17 protein-coding genes are annotated in these 21,438 nt (G+C 65.3%); 10 read left to right on the top strand and 7 right to left on the bottom strand.

Features of this window, described 5'->3' with window-relative positions:
* Positions 1-121 precede the first annotated feature (121 nt).
* From GRZ55_RS09585 to GRZ55_RS09595, 3 genes are all read right to left on the bottom strand, one after another.
* Positions 122-1,423 (bottom strand): TRAP transporter large permease, encoded by a 1,302-nt coding sequence (locus tag GRZ55_RS09585; protein ID WP_169286954.1) that lies wholly within the window; start codon positions 1,421-1,423, stop codon positions 122-124.
* On the bottom strand, positions 1,423-1,938 hold the full coding sequence (locus tag GRZ55_RS09590; RefSeq protein ID WP_169286700.1) for a TRAP transporter small permease: 516 nt from the start codon (positions 1,936-1,938) through the stop codon (positions 1,423-1,425). The genes GRZ55_RS09585 and GRZ55_RS09590 overlap by 1 nt, the downstream gene beginning before the upstream one ends.
* 110 nt (positions 1,939-2,048) lie before the next feature.
* Complete coding sequence (locus tag GRZ55_RS09595; RefSeq protein ID WP_246734646.1) at positions 2,049-3,080, bottom strand: TRAP transporter substrate-binding protein; 1,032 nt, start codon at positions 3,078-3,080, stop codon at positions 2,049-2,051.
* Between the two features lie 215 nt (positions 3,081-3,295).
* On the opposite strand from GRZ55_RS09595, the gene GRZ55_RS09600 reads away from it, so the two are divergent.
* Together GRZ55_RS09600 and GRZ55_RS09605 are read left to right on the top strand one after the other, a co-directional pair.
* Positions 3,296-3,793: a MarR family winged helix-turn-helix transcriptional regulator gene (locus GRZ55_RS09600; protein WP_169286701.1), complete on the top strand. Its 498-nt coding sequence runs from the start codon at positions 3,296-3,298 to the stop codon at positions 3,791-3,793.
* 96 nt (positions 3,794-3,889) lie between these two features.
* Positions 3,890-5,620, top strand: coding sequence for a thiamine pyrophosphate-requiring protein (locus GRZ55_RS09605; protein WP_169286702.1), 1,731 nt, complete (start codon positions 3,890-3,892; stop codon positions 5,618-5,620).
* A gap of 10 nt (positions 5,621-5,630) precedes the next feature.
* Here the strand turns inward: GRZ55_RS09605 and GRZ55_RS09610 are convergent, their stop codons facing one another.
* The 4 genes from GRZ55_RS09610 to GRZ55_RS09625 all read right to left on the bottom strand — a co-directional run bounded on the left by GRZ55_RS09610 (position 5,631) and on the right by GRZ55_RS09625 (position 9,103).
* Positions 5,631-6,326: an SDR family NAD(P)-dependent oxidoreductase gene (locus GRZ55_RS09610; protein WP_169286703.1), complete on the bottom strand. Its 696-nt coding sequence runs from the start codon at positions 6,324-6,326 to the stop codon at positions 5,631-5,633.
* Entirely contained in the window at positions 6,323-6,682 is a 360-nt protein-coding gene (locus GRZ55_RS09615; protein ID WP_169286704.1) for a thiol-disulfide oxidoreductase DCC family protein, read from the bottom strand. Before GRZ55_RS09615 ends, GRZ55_RS09610 begins: the two co-directional genes overlap by 4 nt.
* A 73-nt stretch (positions 6,683-6,755) precedes the next feature.
* Positions 6,756-7,880 (bottom strand): alpha-hydroxy-acid oxidizing protein, encoded by a 1,125-nt coding sequence (locus GRZ55_RS09620; protein WP_169286705.1) that lies wholly within the window; start codon positions 7,878-7,880, stop codon positions 6,756-6,758.
* On the bottom strand, positions 7,877-9,103 hold the full coding sequence (locus GRZ55_RS09625) for an NAD(P)/FAD-dependent oxidoreductase (protein ID WP_169286956.1): 1,227 nt from the start codon (positions 9,101-9,103) through the stop codon (positions 7,877-7,879). Before GRZ55_RS09625 ends, GRZ55_RS09620 begins: the two co-directional genes overlap by 4 nt.
* A gap of 342 nt (positions 9,104-9,445) precedes the next feature.
* Between GRZ55_RS09625 and GRZ55_RS09630 the strand changes: the two genes are divergently transcribed.
* The 8 genes from GRZ55_RS09630 (at position 9,446) to GRZ55_RS09665 (ending at position 21,437) form a co-directional block, all read left to right on the top strand.
* Positions 9,446-11,089, top strand: coding sequence for an ABC transporter substrate-binding protein (locus GRZ55_RS09630; RefSeq protein ID WP_169286706.1), 1,644 nt, complete (start codon positions 9,446-9,448; stop codon positions 11,087-11,089).
* Positions 11,090-11,177: 88 nt separating this feature from the next.
* A complete protein-coding gene (locus GRZ55_RS09635) occupies positions 11,178-12,212 on the top strand; it encodes an ABC transporter permease (RefSeq protein WP_210257299.1) in 1,035 nt (344 codons plus the stop codon).
* Positions 12,213-12,224: 12 nt separating this feature from the next.
* Positions 12,225-13,382 carry an ABC transporter permease gene (locus tag GRZ55_RS09640; RefSeq protein ID WP_169286707.1) on the top strand — a complete coding sequence of 386 codons (1,158 nt, stop codon included), beginning with the start codon at positions 12,225-12,227 and terminating at the stop codon, positions 13,380-13,382.
* Between the two features lie 4 nt (positions 13,383-13,386).
* Positions 13,387-15,744 carry an ABC transporter ATP-binding protein gene (locus tag GRZ55_RS09645; protein ID WP_246734647.1) on the top strand — a complete coding sequence of 786 codons (2,358 nt, stop codon included), beginning with the start codon at positions 13,387-13,389 and terminating at the stop codon, positions 15,742-15,744.
* Positions 15,745-15,823: 79 nt separating this feature from the next.
* Positions 15,824-17,254, top strand: a complete 1,431-nt coding sequence (locus GRZ55_RS09650) for a patatin-like phospholipase family protein (protein WP_246734648.1) — start codon at positions 15,824-15,826, stop codon at positions 17,252-17,254.
* 528 nt (positions 17,255-17,782) lie between these two features.
* Complete coding sequence (locus GRZ55_RS09655) at positions 17,783-19,147, top strand: NAD(P)-dependent oxidoreductase (RefSeq protein WP_169286709.1); 1,365 nt, start codon at positions 17,783-17,785, stop codon at positions 19,145-19,147.
* Positions 19,148-19,149: 2 nt separating this feature from the next.
* Positions 19,150-20,460: an NAD-dependent dihydropyrimidine dehydrogenase subunit PreA gene (gene preA, locus GRZ55_RS09660; RefSeq protein WP_169286710.1), complete on the top strand. Its 1,311-nt coding sequence runs from the start codon at positions 19,150-19,152 to the stop codon at positions 20,458-20,460.
* Between the two features lie 59 nt (positions 20,461-20,519).
* Positions 20,520-21,437 carry a DMT family transporter gene (locus GRZ55_RS09665; protein WP_246734649.1) on the top strand — a complete coding sequence of 306 codons (918 nt, stop codon included), beginning with the start codon at positions 20,520-20,522 and terminating at the stop codon, positions 21,435-21,437.
* Position 21,438: the final 1 nt, after the last annotated feature.

The raw sequence follows: 21,438 nt of genomic DNA on the forward strand, positions 1-21,438 counted from the left end.
CGGCCGGGTCCGGATGCGCGGCCTGCATCATCCATGTCTTTCTCGGCCCGCCCGGGGATACAAAAGAGCCGGCCCTGGGACCGGCTCTTTGTTTTTCAGTCGGGCTGTGCGGTTTCGAGCGCTACCGCATCGTGTCGGGCAGGAACAGCACCAGCGCCGGGAAGAGCAGGATCAGGCCGAGGCGGATGATGTCCGTGAGCACGAAGGGCATCACGCCGGCATAGATCTTCTGCAGACTGACATCTCGCGCCAGTGAGTTGATGACGAAGACGTTCATGCCGATCGGCGGCGTGATGAGGCCGAGTTCGACGGTCATGACGACCACGATGCCGAACCAGATCGGATCGAAGCCGAGCGCCATTGCTACCGGGAACAGGATCGGGATCATCAGGATGATCATCGCCATGGCGTCCAGAATGCAGCCCAGGAGCAGCAGGAAGAGCAGGATGATCAGGAGCGTGGGATACGCGCCCAGTTCCAGCGACAGCAGGTGGTTGGCGATCTTCTGAGGGACCTGGGTGATGGTCAGGAAGTAGCCGAACAGGATGGCGCCGATCAGGATCATGAAGATGCCGGCGGTGACCTGGATGCTCTCGAGCAGACACTGGAACAGTTTCTTCCAGCCCAGCCGGCCGCGCAGCGCCGAGATGATGATGGCGCCGGCTGCGCCCATGCCGGCGGCTTCCGAAGGCGTGAAGATGCCGCCATAGATGCCGCCGATCACGAAGACGAACAAGAGCATGATCGCCCAGATGCCCCTCAACGTTGCCAGGCGCTCGCGCCAGGGAGCACGCGCCTGGACGGGCAGGTCGATCTTGCGCCAGGCGAGATAGACCCTGACGGTGATCAGATACATGATGATGGCAAGGATGCCCGGGACGATGCCGGCGATGAAGAGCCGGCCGATGTCGGTGTCGGTCAGGACACCGTAGATGGCCAGCACGATCGAGGGCGGGATGAGGATGCCGAGCGTGCCGCCGGCCGCGATCGTGCCGGTGGCGATGGAGTCGGGATAGCCGTAGCGCCGCATTTCCGGCAGGGCTACTTTCGACATGGTCGCGGCCGTGGCCACCGACGAGCCCGAGATCGCGGAGAAGCCGCCGCAGGCGGTGATCGTCGCCATGGCGAGACCACCCTTGCGGTGACCCATGAAGGCGTTGGCGGCCCGATAGAGTTCCGAACTCATGCCCGAGGCCGAAGCGACCGCTCCCATCAGGATGAACATCGGAATGAGACCGAGCGAATAGTCGGTGACGGTGCGGATCGGCGAGATGGCCAGGAGGTTGAGCGCCGGGTTCCACGCGGCCAGAATACCGAAGCCGCCGATGCCCACCATGCCCATGGCCACGCCGATCGGCACGCGCAGAAGCAGGAGGCCGAACAGGATGGCGAAACCGCCAATCGCTACGAAATCGGTGGTCATCATGACTGGGCTGCCGTGGAATCGGGAATGGGGGCGTTGAAATTGATGATGGCCCGCAGGATGCGTGCCAGCAGGACCAGGAAGCAGAAGGCGATGCCGAGCCAGGCGATGCCGTAGAACGGCCAGATCTGGATCGACATCTCGAAGGTCGTCTGCCGCGAGGCCTGCACCCGCCAGACCTGCCAGTAGAGCATCCAGGTTATGCCGGCCACGAAGACGCAGAAGACGATGTCGGCGAAGATGTCGAGCGCGCGTTGCGCGCGCACCGGCAGGAACTGCCAGAGAATGTCGACCTGGATGTGCTCACCGCGCCAGCAAGCCGCCGCTATCCCCCAGAAGATCGCGACGCCGAGCAGCAGCCTGCTGACGTCGAATGAGCCGGGAAAGGGCAGGTTGAACACATAGCGCATCACCACCGCCGTGAAGGTCAGGATGGTGATGATCGCCAGAAAGACTGCCGCCGCACCGTCAACGACGAATGCGACACGGCCGATGATACGTTCGAATGCACGCATGTCGGAGATGTCCCTCGATAGCTCCCCCCGGAGGCGCTCGCAGTCGCCTTCGGCAAGCGCGCGCGGATGGCGAGATTAGCCGTCCGCGCGCGCCAAGTCGATTGTCCGCGTCAGTAGGCGGAATCGCGTGCCTCGAGCTCGGAAGCCAGGCCCGACATGACCGCGTCCGGGTCGTGGCCGGCATCGCGCACGCCGGCGGCCCAGCGCTCGCGCATCGGCTCGGCGGCCTCGCGCCACAGCGCCACTTCCTCGTCGGTCGGCTCGTAGCCTTCATGGCCTTCCATGGAGAGAAGCTTCTCGCGGCCCGCATCCTCCTCGTCAGCCCAGCCGGTTGCCACGCGCTCGGCCCATTCGGTCGTGCAATGGTCGTCCATGACCTGGCGCTGGCTTTCCGACATGTTGTCGTAGCTGGCCTGGTTCATCACCCACGCGAAGGTGGTCGCGTAGAAGGGCATGTCCAGGTGGTAGTTCACCGCCGCGTCGATGCCGAACAGGATGATCGAGTTCCAGGGGAAGGTGATGGCATCCGCCACGCCGCGCTCGAGAGCGTCGCGCGATTCAGGCGCGGAAACCTGGAAGTTCTGGCCGCCCAGCTCGCTGATGAAGGCCGCCATGGTGGCGTGGGCAGGACGCACGTTCATGCCGCTGATGTCGGCCGGCACGCGGATCTGCTCGCGCGAGTGGAAGGTGCCGGGCGAATGCAGGTGCATCAGGCAGAACTTGACGTCCGACATCTCCTGCTCGGCATATTCCCGGTACCAGGCGTCGATGGCGGCCGAACCGCCCTTGGCGTTGGTCACCAGGAAGGGCAACTCGCCGGCGGCGATGATCGGGAAGCGACCCGGCTGGTAGCCGGGGTTGACGAAGGCGATGTCGGCAATGCCGTCACGCGCCATGTCGTAGTGGTCGTTGGCCTGGCCGAGCTGCTGGGCCGGGTAAAGCGTCACCGTAATCGTGCCGCCGGATGCCTCGCTGATGGACTCGGCCCATTGCGTCATGCCATGTACCTGGATGGGATGCGTGGGCGGGACCCAGTGGGCCAGGCGAAGCTCGACGGGGTTGTCCGCCTGTGCGGAGCTGGCACCGATCGCGAGCGCGCAGGCGCCGGCAAGCGCCAGGGACGTGAAATTGCGAAGCATCATGATCCTCCCGATGCAGATTTCCTCCTGCTTTCCCACGGCCGCCTTGGCAGCGCTGGGGAAAGCGAGCCTCGATCCTAAGCCCGAATCCGATCTGCTGGCAACCGGTTTGTTATCAAACTATACTGTTGCATAACCATATCGACTACAGGCATGTTCTTTATGCGCGCGCATTCGGTCCGGTCGCGGCGCATGCTGCTGGGAGGAATGGCAGTGGGATGGAAACAGACCTGGACGATCAGACGATGAGCAGGGATTTGACCAACGCGAGCGAGCCGCAGGTCGCGGAGTTCGAGCCGGGCATACTCGACACCTACATCGCCTATCACCTGCGGCTTGCGCAGAACGCCTCCTTCCGGGCCTTCCAGCGCAAGACCGGTCAGCATGATCTGAAACCGGGCTGGTTCGCGGTGCTGTCGCTGATCGGCGACAATCCCGGCATCACGCCGATGGCGCTTTCGCGCGGGAGCGGGCGGGACAAGTCGACCCTGACGCCGGTGCTCCGGGATATGCTCACCGGCGGCTATGTCGAACGCATCGCCAGCGCCACCGACAGGCGCAGCTACGGGCTGACCCTCACCGAAGCGGGGAAATGCCGGCTCGCCGAGTTTTCCGCGCGCGCCGCCGAACATGACGCGCGTCTGGACGCGATCGTGGGCGAGCAAAAGGCCGAGCTGATCGCGCTGCTGAGGCGCATCGCTGCCGAAATCGAGTGAGGCCACGCGAAGGCGGGCCTTGATAACGCCCCGGAAAGATGTTTGGTATCAAACTAGTTTGTGGCTGTCCCGGGAGGCGGCCTGCAGGAGGACACCATGCTCGACCGATCCCCAGCTTCTTCGTCCGATACCGGCCAGGAGGCCGAAATGACGGCCGGCGCCGCGCTTTTCACGCGGTTGAAGGCGCTCGGCGTCGACTATGTCTTCTGCAATTCCGGCACCGATTTCCCGCCTATCATCGAGGGTCTGGCCGAAGCCGCGGCCAACGATACCGAACTGCCGGAAGCCGTCGTCATCCCGCATGAGCATGCCGCGGTCTCCATGGCGCATGGCTATTATTTCGCCACCGGCAAAGCGCAGGCCGTGATCCTGCACACCAATGTCGGCCTCGCCAACGGCGCCATCGGCGCCATCAACGCGGCCACCGACCAGGTGCCGATGATTTTGATGTCGGGCCGCACGCCCGTGATGGAAAAGGATCGTTTCGGCGCCCGCACCGTGCCGATCGGCTGGGGCCAGGAGATGCGCGATCAGACCGCCCTGGTGCGCGAAGCCTCCAAGTGGGACTACGAGTTACGGTTCCCCGAACAGGTCTCCGAGATTCTCGACCGTGCGCTCGCCATCACCAATTCGCAGCCCAAGGGCCCGGTCTATCTCAGCCTGCCCCGCGAGGTGCTGTGCGAGAACGTCCCCGCCGAGGGCATGGAGCGTCCCGCGATCATGAAGCCCAGCGTGGCCGGCGCAGACGCGGCCAGCATCGAGCTTGCCGCGCGCTGGCTGTCGGAAGCGCAGGCGCCGCTGATCATCGGCCAGCGTGGCGCCGGCAGCGAGGCGGGCTTCGCCGCGCTTTCGAAGCTGGCCGGCGACTGGTCGATCCCGGTCAGCCAGTGGTGGGCCTCCGCCAATCTGATCGCGTCGGATCACCCCTCCAATGTCGGCTGGTCGCTGGATCCCTTCATCTCGGAAGCCGACGTCATCCTCGTGGTCAACTGCCTGGCGCCCTGGTCGCCGGACGTGCACAAGACGCGGCCCGACGCCAAGGTCATCCATCTCGGTCCAGACCCGTTGTTCTCGCGCTTTCCCGTGCGCAATTTCCGCTCCGACCTGTCCATCGCCTGCGACACCGGCGACGGGCTGGTAGCCTTGAAGGACGCCATGCACGGCCGGCTCCATCGCCATGTCGGCACGCGCATGCGGCGCAAGGAACAGCTCGCCGGACGGGTGAAGGACATTCGCGCGAAAACCGAGCAGGAAGCCGCAGCCAGCCACCCGATGACCAAGGCGCATGTGGCGCGCGTGCTCTCCGACGCCATCGAGGGCAAAGGCGCGCAGGTGGTCAACGAACTCGGCTGCCCGCTCGACTACATGACCATCCGCGAGCATCAGGCATGGCGACAGGAGCCGCATTCGGGCGGGCTCGGCTGGGGCCTGCCCTGCGCGATGGGCATGCAGATCGCCGACCGCTCCCGCCTCGTCGTCGCCACCATGGGCGACGGCTCCTACATGTTCGCCAACCCGGTCGTCTGCCACCAGATCATGGAGGCGCTCGACCTGCCGCTCCTCGTCGTCATCCTCAACAATTCGGAGTGGGCCGCCGTGCGCCAGTCGGTGATCGGGCTCTATCCCGACGGCTACGCCGCCAAGGCCAATCTGATGCCGCTCACCTCGCTGCAGCCGAGCCCCGACTTCACCAAGGTCGCCGAAGGCAGCGGGCACTACGCCGTGCGCGTCGACCAGGCCGAAGACCTGGCCAAGGCGTTCGCCGACGCCATCCGCCACATCGAGGAAAAGCGCAAGCCCGCCCTGGTCGAGGTGACGATCCGCTAGGGACGCCTTGCTACCAGGGCAGCCTTTCGCCCGTGCGGTCGAAGAAGCCGCCATTGGCATCATGGGGCAGGGCCGCGATCATCGAGATGATCGCGGCCGCCGCCTCGTCGGGCGTTTGCAGCGCCAGGCCGGATTTGGCGAAGGGCGCCGACAGTCTTGTGTCCACCGTGCCGGGATGAACGGCGACACAGAGCGCTTGGCGGTGGGTGCGCGCAAGCTCGATGGCGGCCGTGCGCACGAACTGGTTCAAGGCGGCCTTGGAGGCGCGGTAGCCGTACCAGCCGCCAAGCCGGTTGTCGCCGATGCTGCCCACCTTCGCCGAAAGTGTAGCGAACACGGCGCGTCCCTCGCGGGGCAGGATCGGCAGGAAATGCTTCATCAGAAGCGCGGGACCGATCGCGTTGAGCGCGAAATGGCGCGCCAGCCGGTCGGCGTCGAGGTCGCGCAGGCTCTTTTCCGGCATGGCGTCGTCATCATGCAGGAAGCCGGTGGCGTCGATCACCAGCCGCACCTCGCCGGCTGCCGCGCAAAAGCGCGCGGCCTGCGCCATGGTCTCTTCGTCCAGAAGGTCGAGCGGTGGCGTGCTTGCCCGCGAGAGGGAAATGAGGCCGGCGTGCTCGCCTCCTTCTTCGAGGCGCGCGGCAATGGCCGAGCCGATGCCGCCGCTGGCGCCGATGACCACCGCCAGCCCCTTTGCGTCCGTCATCGGGCCTCCGCGCGCACCGCAAGCGCCTGCAGGCGAGGCCTGATCCTCAGAAACCCGCGATAGGATTTTTCCAGCAGCGCCAGCACGAGCCGGTTGCGTGCCAGAAGACCAAAGGGGCGCAGGGCAGGGATGGCGCGCCACATCGCCGCGAAGGCCTCGGCACCCGACACGATCCTGCCGTTCTCACGCGCGTGGAAACGGGCCAGCAATTCGCCGCGATCGAGCGGGCAGGTGCCGTCGCCTTCGGCGACATCGACGAAGTCGATCGCCTCACGCCGGTCGAGCCTGCGCATCAGCGCGATCTCGCGCCGGCAAAGCGGGCAGTCGCCATCGAACCAGACGGTGAGTTTTTCCATGACTAAAGAGATAGGCCGCCGCTCTGCTTCGGCCAGAGGCGGCAGGCTGCGGCGGCTGGCCGCGCATGTCGGCCTATGCCGGCCGCAGGAACTCCGCCGACAGATCCTCCGCGCGGGGGCAGCCGATGAGGCCCAGCGTGCGCTCGATGTCCTGGCGGATCAGCTCGATCACCGCGCTGGCACCTGCCTCGCCGGCCGCCGCCATGCCGAACAGCGTCGCGCGGCCGAGCATGACGGCATGCGCGCCGAGCGCCAGCGCCTTGACGACGTCAGAACCCGAACGGAAGCCGCCATCCACCATCAGCATGCGGCCCTTCGGCACCACCACTTCCGGCAGGATCTCGATGGGCGCCGGCATGTCTTCCAGTTGCCGCCCGCCATGGTTGGAGATGACCACGCCGTCGACGCCCAGCGCATAGCAGCGGGCCGCGTCGTCGGCACGCATCACGCCCTTGACGATGAGGCGGTGCGGCCAGTCCTGGCGCAGGCGTTCCAGATCCTCCCAGTCGAAGGACGTGTCGAGCTTGCGCTGCATGAGCACGGCCTGTGAAGCGGCATCGCCGGCATTGTCGATCGCCATGTTGCCGAATTTCGGCACGCCGTTCCGCATCTGGCTCAGCGCCCAATGGGGCCTTATCGCGCAGCCTGCGAAGAAGCGTGGGTTCATGCGGAAGGGCACGACGAAGCCGTTGCGCGTGTCGCGCTCGCGCCGCCCGCCGATCTGGCAGTCCACCGTCAGCACCAGCGTGCGGCAGCCCGCGGCCAGCGCGCGCCGGCAGAGTTCGGCGGCGAAGTCGCGTTCCATGACGTAGAGCTGGAACCACCATTCGCCGTCGGTCGCCCGGGCGATGTCCTCGATCGAGGTGGTGGCCGCAGTCGACAGCACGAAAGGTATGCCGGCCCTGGCGGCCGCGCGCGCCAGCATGGCATCGCCGCCGGGTCGTGCCGCGCCATTCAGCCCCGTGGGGCCGACGATGAAGGGCATCGGCAGGCGGGTGTCGAAGAAGGGTACGGAGATATCGCGCGTCGAAACGTCGACCAGCACGCGCGGGTCGAACAGGACCTTGTGCATCGCATCCCGATTGCGGGCCACGCCGCGTTCGTCGCCCGCGCCGCCGTCGATATAGTCGAAGACCGCGCGCGGGAGGCGGCGTTTCGCGAGCTTGCGGTAGTCCTCGACGCTGGCCGGCCCGCTCATGCCTTGCGGGCCTTGAAGAGCGCGGTGACATCGAAGCCTGCGTCGCGGGCCTCTTTCAGCGTGACGGGAGCGTCACCGGCGAGCAGCTTGCGGGCGGCCATGTGGTCGCCCGGCGCGTTGACGGTCTCCACGCCGATCAGTTCCTCACGCCGGAAGCAGAGCACGGTCAGCTTGCCTTCGCCCCCCGAATGCTGCTCGTGATGGTCGGCGCCGACCGCAAGGCCCGCGATCTGCAGCTTGTAGGGGCCCTGATCGCTCCAGAACCACGGAAGGGCGGCATAGCGCTCCGCTTTGCCGGTCAGGCGCCGGGCCAGGCACTTGGCCTGGTCGACCGCATTCTGCACCGATTCCAGCCGGGTCGGCATGCCGTCATGGCCGAAGGGAAACGAAGCGCAGTCGCCCAGCGCGGAGATGTCGGGATCCTCGGTGGAAAGCTGGTCGTCGACGCGGATGCCGTCATGGACGTAGAGGCCCGCGGCCTCGGCCAGTTCCTGGTTGGCCACCACGCCGGCGGCCACCAGCACCAGGTCGGCATCGATGCGCGATCCGTCCTGGAGTTCGACGCCCGTCGCGCGGCCGTCCGATCCCGTGATGCGGGAGGCCATCGTGTCGAGGCGGATGTCGATCCCGGCCTCGCGGTGGGCGGCCAGGAAATGCGCCGAGACGGGCGGCGAGACAACGCGCGACATCAGCCGGTCGGTCGCCTCCAGCACGGTGACCTCGGCGCCCATGGCGCGCGCGGTCGCGGCGATCTCCAGCCCGATGAAGCCGCCGCCGATCACGGCGAGGTGCTTGACCGCGGGAAGCGTGGCGCGAAAGGCGTCGGCATGGGCGAGCGTGCGCAGATCGGCGACGCCCTCGAGATCGACGCCCTCGATCGGCAGGCGGCGGTTGCGCGCGCCGGTGGCAAGCACCAGATGGCCGTAGCCGAAGCTGCGCCCGTCATCGAGCTTGACCTGCTTCTCGTGGCGATTGACGGAAGAAACGCGGCACCCATCCTCGAGCAGGATGCTGTTGATCCCGAAGAAGCCCGCATCGCGGAAATAGAGCCGGTCGGCCACGCCCTCCTTGAGATAGGCCTTGGACAGCGGCGGGCGCTGGTAGGGCAGGCCCGGTTCCTCGCCGATCAGGGCGATCGAGCCCTCGAACCCCTCCTGGCGAAGGCTGGCCGCGGTCTGGAAACCGGCCTGGCCGGACCCGATGATGACGATGTCGAAATTCATGCCACCCCGAAAAATGCTGAACACGATAATTGTGTCGATTGACTATACCGCGCTTGCCGTCGCGTCCAGACGGTCGAGCCATACACCTCGGTGCTGTAGCGCGGCGCGACCTGCATCACCTGCGCCAGAATGCTCGGAGCCATGCGCCGGCATTCGCCGCGGCAAGGCTGGTCAAGATCGCGAGGTATGAAGCATTTATGACGATCTTGCAGGGACTTGTGCCGATCGAGCGAGAGAACATTTCAAGATCAGCTTGCGGCGAATTGATGGAGTCCGGTTTTGACAATGCGATCGGGATGCGGAATGCTGGGGCAATGGATTCAAGAAAACGGGAGAGCGCAGATGAAATTCTTCAAAAGCAAGGGTGACGAGATTCCGTCGAAGGTGGCGGGCCTTGTCAAAGCAGCCCGCGAGGGCCGCATGGACCGCCGCGAAGTCCTCGCTCTCGCCAGCATGTTCGGCGCGACGACGGCGACGGCCTATGGCATGCTGGGCCTTGTCGCCCCCACCGAGGCGCGCGCCGAGGAGCCCAAGACGGGCGGCGTGCTGCGCATCGCCATGGACGTTCGCGGCGACCGCGATCCGCGCACGGCCGACTGGTCCCAGATCGCCAACGTCCAGCGCCAGGTGCTGGAGCCGCTGGTGAAATACACCCGCGACTTCACCTTCGAGGGCTACCTGCTCGACAGCTGGGAGATCAACGAGGACGCGACCGAATATGTCCTCCATGTTCGTCAGGGCGTGACCTGGAACAATGGCGACACATTCGATGCCGACGACGTGATCTTCAACATCACGCGCTGGTGCGATGAAGGCGCCGAAGGCAATTCCATGGCCCAGCGCATGTCTGCGCTGATCGAGGACGGCCAGGCGCGCGAAGGTGCCATCGAGAAGATCGACGACTACACCGTCAAGCTGAACCTCAACGAATCCGATATCTCGATCATTCCCGGCATGGCCGACTATCCGGCCCTTATCGTGCACCGCTCCTTCGACGAGACGGGCGCCGATTTTGTCGGCAATCCGATCGGTACCGGCCCGTTCGAACTGGTCGAGCATCAGGTCGGCAACCGCGCCGAGTTCAAGCGCCGCGAGAATGGCGAATGGTGGGGTGGCGAGGTCTATCTCGACGGCGTCGAGTTCATCGATTACGGCACGGATCCCGCGGCCATGGTTTCGGCGTTCGAGGCGCTGGAGGTCCACACCAATTACGAGACCACGACCGACTATGTCGCGATCCTCGACGGTCTCGGCCTGCAGCAGTCGGAGGTTCTCACCGCCAACACCATCGTGGCCCGCACCAATGTCGAGCAGGAGCCCTATCAGGACGAACGCGTGCGGCGGGCCCTGCAACTGGCCGTCGACAACGCGACGGTGCTGGCGCTCGGCTACGGCAATGCCGGCGAGGTGGCCGAAAACCACCATGTGAGCCCCATCCATCCCGAATATGCCGAGCTTCCGCCGATCTCGCGGGACGTCGACGCGGCGCGGGCGCTGATGGAAGAAGCCGGCCAGATGGATTTCGAGCACGAGATCATCACGGTCGACGAGGACTGGCAGCGCAACACGGGCGACGCGATCGCCGCCCAGCTGCGCGAGGCCGGCTTCCGCGTGAACCGCACGGTTCTTCCGGGTTCCACCTTCTGGAACGACTGGACGCGCTATCCCTACTCGCTGACGATCTGGAACCAGCGTCCGCTGGGCATCCAGGTCATCCAGCTCGCTTACCGGACCGGCGGCTCGTGGAACGAGACGGCCTATTCCAATCCGGAGCTGGACGAGAAGATCGCCGAGGCGCTCACCATCGCGGATGATGACGGGCGGCGCGAGGTGATGCGCGATATCCAGCAGATCCTTCAGGATTCCGGGATCATGATCCAGCCCTACTGGCGCTCGATCTACAACCATTCCGCACCCGAGGTGCGCAACCACGGGATCCACCCCACCTTCGAGATCGAGGTCTCCAAGGTCTGGCTCGACACCTGATCCGACGAATTGAAGAGGGGCCTCGCGGCCCCTCTTCGCGCTCCTGGCAGGCAATAATAACGACAAGAACCTACCCCGGAGGGGGGCGATGCTGACATTTATCCTGCGGCGTCTGGGCGTGATGGCGCTGACGATGGTGTGCCTGACGCTGGTCGTCTTCTATCTCGTCAATCTGGAACCCAATCTGCGCCGTCTGGCGCTGAGCCAGATCGACATGCGTTCGTCCGAACAGCATATCGAAAGCTGGCTGACGCGCATGGGGTATCGCGAGCCTTTCCTCGTGCGTTACGGGCAGTGGATCGGCGTCGTGCAGAAGCAGCCGGCCGCCGATGAGGCCGGCAACCCCGTCTCGCGCTTCCGCTACTGCACCGAGCCTTCCGAGCCGACCTATTCGGGCGTTCTCCAGGGCGATTTCGGCTGTTCCACCACCTTCCGCACGACGGTCGCCGACAGGCTGTGGCCCGCACTTGGCGCGACGGGCATATTGATGTTCTGGGTGATGGTGGTGATGGTGCCGGTCTCGCTCTTGATCGGCATCTTCGCCGGGATGCGCGAGGGTACGCGCACGGACCGAACTCTGTCGGTCGCCTCGATCACCACGACGGCGACCCCCGAATATGTCTCCGGCGTCATTTTCACCGTGGTTTTTGCCTCGTGGCTGGGCTGGCTGAACGGTTCGGCCGCCACCGCCACCTCTCAAGGCATCAGCTTCTACAATTTCACGCTGCCGGTGATGACGATGGCGATCTACGGCATCGGCTATATCGCGCGCATGACGCGCGCCTCGATGGTCGAGGTCATGACCCAGCAATATATCCGCACCGCCAGGCTCAAGGGGCTGGGCTTCGGCTCGGTCGTGGTCAAGCATGCGCTGAGAAACGCGCTGATCGCCCCCTTTACCGTCATCATGCTGCAGTTCCCCTGGCTGTTGACCGGCGTCGTCATCGTCGAGGTCATGTTCCGCTATCAGGGCTTCGGCTTCACGCTCGTCTCGGCGGCCGGCAACAACGACATCGACCTGCTTCTCGGCGCGTCGCTGGTGTCGGTGTTCGTCGTCCTGTCGACGCAGCTCATCTCGGATCTGGGATATGCCTATCTCAATCCGCGCATTCGGGTTCAGTAGGGGAGGGGCCGGATGCAACTCGAATTCGTCGGCTGGTTCCAGATCCTGCTTGGCACGCTGTGGCGCTTCTGGCCGGTCTGGCTGGCGCTCGCCGTTCTCTTCGCGCTCTCCTTCGCCTTCAAGAAACGACTTGGCCTCTATGGCCAGATACTCGACACGGGCGTCGGCATCGCCGGTGTCTTCATCTGCGGCTTCTGGCTGTTCTCGGCGATCTTCGCCGGCACGATCGCGCCTTTCAACCCGCTCGGCCAGTATCCGATCATGAAGGACGCGCTGCCGGGCGCCATCGAGCCGAATTCGGGCCAGATCTTCCTGTTCGGCGGCGATACGCTGGCGCGCGACGTCTTCTCGCGCATGGTCTTCGGCAGCCAGATCGTGATGATCATCGCACCCGCCGCCACGCTGTTCGCGCTGATGGTGGGCACGACGCTCGGGCTTCCCGCGGGTTTCTTCGGCGGCAAGATCGACACCTTCCTGTCGTTTCTCGCCAATCTCGTGCTCGCCTTTCCCGTGATCCTCCTCTTCTACCTCCTGGTGACACCGGGCATCATGGAGACGCCGATCCCCTACACGATGGCCGGCATCTTCTTCATCTTCCCGATCATCTTCTTCTGCACGCTGTTCTACACGCGCTACAGCCACCGGCCGGGGCTGCTCGCGATCCAGATCGGCCTGACCGTGCTGATCGGCGGCTGGATCTATGCGGGACTCGTCTTCAATGCCGATCCGTTCGGCATCGTCGCGATCCGGCCCAACGAGCTCAACATCTTCGTGGCCGTGGTCTTCGCCTCCTCGCCCGGCGTCTTCCGCATCGTGCGCGGGCTCTCCATGGACATCAAGACGCGCGACTACGTGGCGGCTGCCCAGACGCGCGGCGAGAGCTCGTGGTACATCATGCTGTGGGAGGTGCTGCCCAATGCGCGCGGTCCGCTCATCGTCGATGTGTGCCTGAGGATCGGCTACACCACGATCCTGCTCGGCACGCTCGGCTATTTCGGCCTGGGGCTGGCGCCCGAAAGCCCGGACTGGGGCACCGCCATCAAGGATTCGAGCCGTCTCCTGCGCGCCTACATCCACCCGGCGCTGCCGCCGGTGGTCGCGCTGATGTCCTTCGTGCTCGGCCTCAACCTGCTCGCCGACGCGCTGCGCGAACAGTCGCTGAAGGATTGATGCCATGAACGAAGCCGTCAAAACCGAAAGCACCGAAGGCGCCAAGCCGATCCTGGAGATCGAGAACCTCTCCATCTCCTTCTTCACCCGCGCTGGCGAGATCCCGGCCGTGATGGATTTTTCCTGCACCGTCATGCCCGGCGAGGCGATGGGCATCGTCGGCGAGAGTGGCTGCGGCAAGTCGACCGTGTCGCTCGGCATCATGCGCGACCTCTCCAATGTGGGCAAGATCGTCGGCGGCCGCATCAAGTTCCAGGGCCGCGACATGGGCGAGTTGTCGGAGGAAGAGCTGCGCTCGATCCGCGGCAACAAGATCGCCATGATCTACCAGGAGCCGATGGCCTCGCTGAACCCGGCCATGAAGGTCGGCGCGCAGCTCATGGAAGTGCCGCTGATCCACGACAAGGTGTCGAAGCAGGAGGCCTGGAATCGCGCGCTCGAGATGGTCACGGCCGTGCGCCTGCCCGATCCCGAGCGGATGATGAAATCCTATCCGCACCAGCTGTCGGGCGGCCAGCAGCAGCGCATCGTGATCGCCATGGCGCTCCTGTCGAAACCCGCACTGCTTCTCCTCGACGAACCCACCACCGCGCTCGACGTCACGGTGGAGGCCGGCATCGTGGAACTGGTCAAGGGGCTGGGCAAGGAATTCGGCACGTCGATGATCTTCGTGTCGCACAATCTCGGACTCATCCTGGAGACCTGCGACCGTATCACGGTTATGTATTCCGGCGAGGCGGTGGAGACGGGCACCGTCAAGGACGTCTTCGACCGCATGCGCCATCCTTATACGCAGGGGCTGTTCCGCTCGATCCCGCTGCCCGGCGCCGACAAGAACGAGCGTCCGCTGATCGCCATTCCGGGCCAGCTGCCGCTGCCGCACGAGCGGCCCAGGGGCTGCAATTTCGGCCCGCGCTGCCACCATTTCGTGGAAGGCCTGTGCGACGCCGGCGAAATCCCGATGATCCCGGTCGAGGGGCACGAGGCCCATCTGTCGCGCTGCGTGCGTTTTGCCGAGATCGACTGGCACGCCGTGCCGGAAGGGGCCACCACGGAGAAGGAGCCGATCAAGCCAGGCGCCCCGCTGCTCAAGATCGAGAACCTGAAGAAATACTACCACGTTGCCGCCAACGCGGTGTTCGGCGGTGGCGAAACGCGCACCGTCAAGGCGAACGAGGAAATCTCCTTCGAGGCGCGCGAGAGCGAGACGGTGGCGATCGTGGGCGAGTCCGGCTGCGGCAAGTCAACGCTCGCCAAGGTGCTGCTCGGGCTGGAGACGGCCACCGAAGGCACCATCATGCTCGGCAACACGCCGATCCACGACACCCCGGTCGAGAAGCGCGACACCGCCACCGTCGCCGCCATCCAGATGGTGTTCCAGAACCCGTTCGACACGCTCAATCCGAGCCATTCGGTCGGCTCGCAGATCATGCGGTCGCTGGAAAAGTTCAAGATCGGCAAGACGGTCGACGAGCGTCGCCAGCGCATGTTCGAGCTTCTGGACCTGGTGAAGCTGCCGCGTGCTTTTGCCAGCCGAATGCCGCGCCAGCTGTCGGGCGGCCAGAAGCAGCGCATCGGCGTCGCGCGTGCCTTTGCCGGCAATGCGAAGGTCGTCGTCGCCGACGAGCCGGTCTCCGCGCTCGACGTGTCCGTGCAGGCCGCCGTCACCGAACTCCTGATGGACATTCAGCGCGAGCACCAGACCACCATGCTCTTCATCAGCCACGACCTGTCTGTCGTGCGCTATCTCGCCGACCGGGTCGTCGTCATGTATCTCGGCCATATCGTCGAGCAGGGCACCACCGACCAGATCTTCGCGCCGCCCTATCACCCCTACACGGAGGCATTGCTGTCGGCGATTCCCATCGCCGACACCTCCGTGGTCAAGAAGCATATCGTGCTCGAGGGCGACATTCCCTCCGCGATGGACCCGCCGCCGGGCTGCCCGTTCCAGACGCGGTGCCGCTGGAAGGAGCGGGTGCCGGGCGACAAATGCGAGACCCAGGTGCCGCCCTTGAAGAAGCTGGGCGAAGGCCATTTCAGCCTCTGCTGGCTCGACGATGCCGAACTCGCGTCGATGGAGCCGGTGATCTCCTTCAAGGGGAAGGAGGTCCAGGACGCGTCGACGGAAGCGCCCGGCGCGGGCGCACGCCAGAAGCCGGTGCAGGCATCTCGTCCGGTCCCGAAGGGCGAGATGCCGGGAAGCACGGCGAAGAAGCCGCGGCCCTCGGCGACCAGGATGTCGGCTCGCCCTGGCGAATCCGACCCTTCCAAGACCATGACGGAAGCCGGCGATGGTCGGCAGGCAGCCAGCGGGCGGGTGAAACCCGGTACGACGCCGAAGGACGGCGAGCCCGGCTGAAAACACCGCCTGCGGCTAATCAAATATGAACCGGCCTGCCTTATGCGGTAGTCGGTGGTTGCGATTGGGGGGGCGTCGGTTGAGACCTTTTGCGACATTTCTGGCCGGCATTGCCGCGGCGCTCCTGGCGGGCTGCGTGGCCGGCGATCGTGGCCCCATCAACGTCTTCGTGGCCGAAGTCGGCCCGGCTTCTCCTGAATTCATCCCCGATCCGGGCGACGATGGCTCGCTGGTGGTCGGCCTTGCCTTTTCGGGTGGCGGCGCCCGGGCTGCGGCCTTCGCCTATGGCGTGCTGCGCGAACTCGACGAAGCGGTCATCGATGAGGTGCCCTATCGGCGCACGATGGTCGACGACATCCGGATGATCTCGGGCACCTCGGGCGGCGCCATCATGGCGGCCTATTTCGGCTATCGCGGGCCTGACGAATACCGGGATTTTCGCGAGCGTTTCCTGCTCCAGAACGCGGAATCGGCACTGCGCACGTCGATGAATTCGCCAGCCAATCTTGCGCGTGCCTGGTCGGGCGGGGTCAACGACCGCAGTGCCTTCGCGCGCTGGCTCGACCGGAACCTGTTCGAAGGCGCGACTTTCGAAAGGCTCAAGCGCTCCAACGCGCCTATCGTCTGGCTGACCGCCTCCGACATCTATAACGGCACGCCGTTCCTCTTCACCTACGACACCTTCGCCGCCTTGTGCAGCGACCTGGACCAGGTGCGCCTTGCGGATGCGGTCGCTGCGTCGGCCGCCTTTCCCGTCGTCTTCGCGCCTGTGATGCTGGCCGCCGACGCACCCGATTGCGGCTATCGGCAGCCTGCCTGGAAGGAGCGGGCGCTGACAGATCGCGAAACGCCGTTGCGGCTTGCCGCCTATGCCCGTGCACTGGACTCCTATCGCGGCGGGCAGGGGCCAAGCCATGTTCGGCTCCTCGATGGTGGTCTGACCGACAATATCGGCATCACCGGCTTTGCGCTGGAGCGCGCGGCCGCCACCACGCCACATGGGCCGTTGTCGCCGGCCGAAGCCGTCAAGCTCGACAGGCTTCTCTATATTGTCACCGATGCCGGCCGCGAGCGTGCGCCGGTCTGGGGTGCCTCGGCTCGGGGCCCAGGTCTGCCGGATCTCCTGGCTGCCGTCTCCGATACTGCGATCTCCTCGTCCACCAGGGAAGGTTTCGACGCGCTGGAACTCGAAGTGGCGCACTGGCGCAACGACATCGTGCGCTATCGCTGCGGCCTGTCCATGGCCGAAATCCGCAAGCACCGCGGCACGCTTGATGGCTGGGATTGCAGGAATGTCAGGCTGGCGGTGGAGCATGTGTCGTTCCGCAGTCTCGACGCGGAGACCAAGGCCCGGCTCGACCAGGTGCCGACACGCCTTTCGCTTCAGCAGGCCGAGGTGGATTTCGTCATCGAGGCCGGCCGCCGCGCCATCCGGTCCAATCCCTCGGTCAGGGATGCGCTGGCCCACATCCAGCGCAAGGCCGGCGTCGGGGCTGCCCACGCTTGGTGAATGGTGCAGCGCGTATCCGATGCTGCACGCGGCTTTCCAAGCTGACAGACCCCTCATCCGTCTCGGCGCTGCGCGCCGATCCACCTTCTCCCACAAGGGGAGAAGGAGCGGGCGGCGGCGCCGTCCACGCCATACTTCAACCTTTTCGGTTAGCCGGAACGCGAGCCCCCCGCGACTCCCTTTCTCCCCTTGTGGGAGAAGGTGGCCGAGAACGAGCCGTGAGCAGAGCGAACGGCGAGGCAGGAGGTCGGATGAGGGGTCTGCGCCATTTAATGCAGCCTTGTGGCTTGAAGCGGTCAACAACTGCCGGCCATCCCCCGCAATTTGTCCATACCCCGGTCCCTTCGGCATATGCCCCGCGCGGCGCTGTGCGATGTTGCGCAGAGTTCCGGTGAAGCCAGTTCATGAAAACCTGACAATTACACTCAAGTATTTGAAATCAAAGTCCAATTCAAAATTTGACCGATTGATAAAAAGCCAGAACGTGCTAGCCTCGCCTTCAAAAGATAAGACAATGGGGAACTGCCAATGGCTGAAGGACAGTTCAGGAGTGGAATAGCCGGGGCGCGGCTGCCACTGGAACGATACACCGACAATTTCGCGGATCTGCATCCCGCCCTCGATCAGCATGAGGCGCTGGTCGAGGCCGATCGCTGCTATTTCTGCTATGACGCGCCTTGCATGCAGGCCTGTCCGACGGAAATCGACATTCCGATGTTCATCCGGCAGATCGCGACCGGCAATCCGCTGGGCTCGGCCCGCACCATCTTCGATCAGAACATCCTGGGCGGCATGTGCGCGCGCGTCTGCCCGACGGAGACGCTGTGCGAAGAGGTCTGCGTGCGCGAGATCGCCGAGGGCAAGCCCGTGCAGATCGGGCGGCTGCAGCGCTATGCCACCGATGTCGCCATGCGGCAGGACAAGCAGTTCTACCAGCGCGCCGCGCCCACCGGGCGGCGCATCGCCGTTGTCGGCGCCGGTCCCGCGGGGCTTGCCTGCGCACATCGCCTCGCCATGCATGGCCACGAGGTCACGATCCTCGACGCCCGCGAGAAGCCGGGCGGCCTCAACGAATATGGCATTGCCGCCTACAAGACGCCCGGCGGCTTCGCGCAGGAGGAAGTCGACTACATAACCGGGATCGGGGGCATCGCCATCGAGAACGGCAAGGCGCTGGGGCGCGATTTCACGCTGGCAGATCTCACCGGCCGGTATGACGCGGTCTTCCTCGGCATGGGGCTTGCCGGCGTCAACGGGCTGGCCACCGAGGGCGAGGAACTCAGCGGCGTCGACAATGCGGTCGATTTCATCGCCGTGCTGCGCCAGGCCGAGGATCTGTCGCAACTGCCGATCGGCCGACGCGTGGTCGTGATCGGCGGCGGGATGACCGCCATCGATGCAGCCATCCAGGCAAGGCTGCTGGGGGCCGAAGAGGTCACCATCTGCTACCGCCGCGGCAAGGAACACATGAATGCCTCCGAGTGGGAGCAGGATCTCGCCGCCTCGAAAGGTGTCGTCATCCGCCACTGGGTGCGCCCGCTCCGGATCGTGGAACAGGGCGGAAAGGTCGCCGGCGTCGAACTCGAATACACGACGCTGCGCGATGGCCGGCTGGCGGGCACGGGCGAGAGTCTCTGGATCGATGCCGATCAGGTCTTCAAGGCCATCGGCCAGAGTTTCGACCCGCTGCCCCTCAATGGCGGCGGCAGCAGCCTCGAGCTGGAGAATGGCCGCATCCGCGTCGATGCGGAGGGCCGCACCTCATCCGCCATGGTCTGGGCCGGCGGAGACTGCACCGGAAGCGGCGAGGATCTGACCGTGACGGCCGTCGCCCAGGGGCGCGACGCCGCGGAGAGCATCCACCGCGCACTCACCGCAAACGGGAGGGCATGACCATGGCAGACATCACCAGCAACTTCGTGGGCATCAAGTCGCCGAACCCCTTCTGGCTGGCCTCGGCGCCGCCCACCGACAAGGAATACAACGTCGTGCGCGCCTTCCGGGAAGGCTGGGGCGGCGTGGTCTGGAAGACGCTCGGCGAGGATCCGCCGGTCGTCAACGTCAACGGCCCGCGCTACGGCGCCATCTGGGGCGCGGACCGCAGGGTGCTCGGCTTCAACAATATCGAGCTCATCACCGATCGGGAACTGCAGACCAATCTGCGCGAGATCAAGAAGGTCAAGAAGGAGTGGCCCGACCGCGCCATGGTGGTTTCGCTCATGGTGCCCTGCGAGGAGGAGAACTGGAAGTCCATCCTCAAGCTGGTCGAGGAGACCGATGCCGATGGCATCGAGCTCAATTTCGGCTGCCCGCATGGCATGAGCGAGCGCGGCATGGGGTCGGCCGTGGGCCAGGTGCCCGAATATATCGAGATGGTCGCGCGCTGGTGCAAGCAGAACACGCGCATGCCTGTCATCGTCAAGCTGACGCCCAACATCACCGACATCCGCTACCCTGCGCGTGCGGCCAGGCGGGGCGGGGCGGATGCCGTCTCCCTCATCAACACGATCAACTCCATCACGGGCGTCGATCTCGACAATTTCGCGCCCCAGCCGACGGTCGATGGCAAGGGCACGCATGGCGGCTATTGCGGTCCGGCGGTCAAGCCCATCGCCATGAACATGGTGGCCGAGATCGCGCGCGATCCCGAAACCCGCGGCATGCCGATCTCCGGTATCGGCGGCATCACCACCTGGCGCGATGCGGCGGAGTTCATGGCGCTCGGCGCCGGCAATGTGCAGGTCTGCACGGCGGCCATGGTCTATGGCTTCAAGATCGTGCGCGAGATGATCGACGGGCTGTCTGACTGGATGGACGAGAAGGGCCATCGCACCCTCGACGACGTCGTAGCGCGGGCGGTGCCGAATGTCACCGACTGGCAGTATCTCAACCTCAACTACATCGCCAAGGCGCGCATCGACCAGGATCTCTGCATCAAATGCGGGCGCTGCCACATCGCCTGCGAGGACACCTCTCACCAGGCCATCACCTCGATGGTCGACGGGGTGCGGCATTTCGAGGTCATCGACGCCGAATGCGTGGGATGCAATCTTTGCGTGAACGTCTGCCCGGTCGAGAACTGCATCACGCTGGAGCCGCTCGCGGTGGGCGAACTCGACAAGCGTACGGGCCGCACGGTATCTCCCGAATATGCCAACTGGACCACGCATCCCAACAACCCGGCCGCGCGTATCGCGGCGGAATAGTTCCGGTTCCTCCCGGCGAGGGCGGGGCTGCCTTTTGATTGCATCTGGCGGTCCCGCCCTTGGCTGACATCCCCGTCCACCGAACCCATGCCGTCGGGCGCGACAAGCTGCTCGGGCATCTTGCCATGCTGCTCTTCGCGCTGCTGGTGGCCGGCTCCTTCTCGCTGGGCGGGCTCGCCGCACCGCATATCGGGCCCTCCGCGCTCAACGCCCTGCGCTTCCTGCTGGGCACCATGGTGATCGGATCGATCGCCCTCGTCATGACCGGCGGGCGTATCCCGAAGCCGGTGGCGCCCTGGCGCTATCTGATCCTCGGCGGGCTGATGGCGGTGTTCTTCGTCACCATGTTCGTCGGGCTGCTCTACAGCGATCCGGTCTCCACCGGCGCCGTCTTCACGCTGATGCCGCTCTTCGGCGCCCTGTTCGGCCTGCTCATTCTCGGGCAGGTGCCAAGCAGGGTGGTGATGGCGAGCCTCGTCTTTGCCGGTCTCGGCGCAGTCTGGGTGATCTTCCGCGGCGATGTCGACGCGCTCATCGCCTTCGATCTCGGTTACGGCGAGGCGATCTTCCTGGTGGGCGTGGCCTGTCACGCGCTCTATTCGCCGCTGGTGCGCCGCTTCAACCGCGGCGAGGTTCTCATCGGCTTCACATTCTGGACCATGGCGGCGACGGGCCTGTGGATCGTGGCATATGGTGCGGCGGAGATCGTGGCTACCGACTGGCTCTCTCTGCCACTCGTGGTGTGGGTGGCGATCATCTACCTCGTCATCTTCACCACCTCGATCACCTTCTTCCTGATGCAGTTCGCCTCGATGCGGCTGCCTTCCTCCAAGGTGCTTGCCTACACCTATCTCACGCCGACCTTCGTTATCCTGATCGAGGGAGCGCTCGGCCATGGGTGGGCGCCGCTGTCCGTTCTGGCCGGAGCGCTGGTCACGATCATGGGTCTCGTCGTGCTGGCGTTGAGCCGCGATTGAG

Source organism: Chelativorans sp. ZYF759, from assembly GCF_012911015.1.
Taxonomy (GTDB): Bacteria; Pseudomonadota; Alphaproteobacteria; order Rhizobiales; family Rhizobiaceae; genus ZYF759.

Excerpts from the sequence above, each read along its gene's own strand:
- GRZ55_RS09585 (WP_169286954.1), bottom strand. The coding sequence starts at position 1,423 with ATGACCACCGATTTCGTAGCGATTGGCGGTTTCGCCATCCTGTTCGGC.
- GRZ55_RS09590 (WP_169286700.1), bottom strand. The coding sequence starts at position 1,938 with ATGCGTGCATTCGAACGTATCATCGGCCGTGTCGCATTCGTCGTTGAC.
- GRZ55_RS09595 (WP_246734646.1), bottom strand. The coding sequence starts at position 3,080 with ATGATGCTTCGCAATTTCACGTCCCTGGCGCTTGCCGGCGCCTGCGCG.
- GRZ55_RS09600 (WP_169286701.1), top strand. The coding sequence starts at position 3,296 with ATGGAAACAGACCTGGACGATCAGACGATGAGCAGGGATTTGACCAAC.
- GRZ55_RS09605 (WP_169286702.1), top strand. The coding sequence starts at position 3,890 with ATGCTCGACCGATCCCCAGCTTCTTCGTCCGATACCGGCCAGGAGGCC.
- GRZ55_RS09610 (WP_169286703.1), bottom strand. The coding sequence starts at position 6,326 with ATGACGGACGCAAAGGGGCTGGCGGTGGTCATCGGCGCCAGCGGCGGC.
- GRZ55_RS09615 (WP_169286704.1), bottom strand. The coding sequence starts at position 6,682 with ATGGAAAAACTCACCGTCTGGTTCGATGGCGACTGCCCGCTTTGCCGG.
- GRZ55_RS09620 (WP_169286705.1), bottom strand. The coding sequence starts at position 7,880 with ATGAGCGGGCCGGCCAGCGTCGAGGACTACCGCAAGCTCGCGAAACGC.
- GRZ55_RS09625 (WP_169286956.1), bottom strand. The coding sequence starts at position 9,103 with ATGAATTTCGACATCGTCATCATCGGGTCCGGCCAGGCCGGTTTCCAG.
- GRZ55_RS09630 (WP_169286706.1), top strand. The coding sequence starts at position 9,446 with ATGAAATTCTTCAAAAGCAAGGGTGACGAGATTCCGTCGAAGGTGGCG.
- GRZ55_RS09635 (WP_210257299.1), top strand. The coding sequence starts at position 11,178 with ATGCTGACATTTATCCTGCGGCGTCTGGGCGTGATGGCGCTGACGATG.
- GRZ55_RS09640 (WP_169286707.1), top strand. The coding sequence starts at position 12,225 with ATGCAACTCGAATTCGTCGGCTGGTTCCAGATCCTGCTTGGCACGCTG.
- GRZ55_RS09645 (WP_246734647.1), top strand. The coding sequence starts at position 13,387 with ATGAACGAAGCCGTCAAAACCGAAAGCACCGAAGGCGCCAAGCCGATC.
- GRZ55_RS09655 (WP_169286709.1), top strand. The coding sequence starts at position 17,783 with ATGGCTGAAGGACAGTTCAGGAGTGGAATAGCCGGGGCGCGGCTGCCA.
- preA (WP_169286710.1), top strand. The coding sequence starts at position 19,150 with ATGGCAGACATCACCAGCAACTTCGTGGGCATCAAGTCGCCGAACCCC.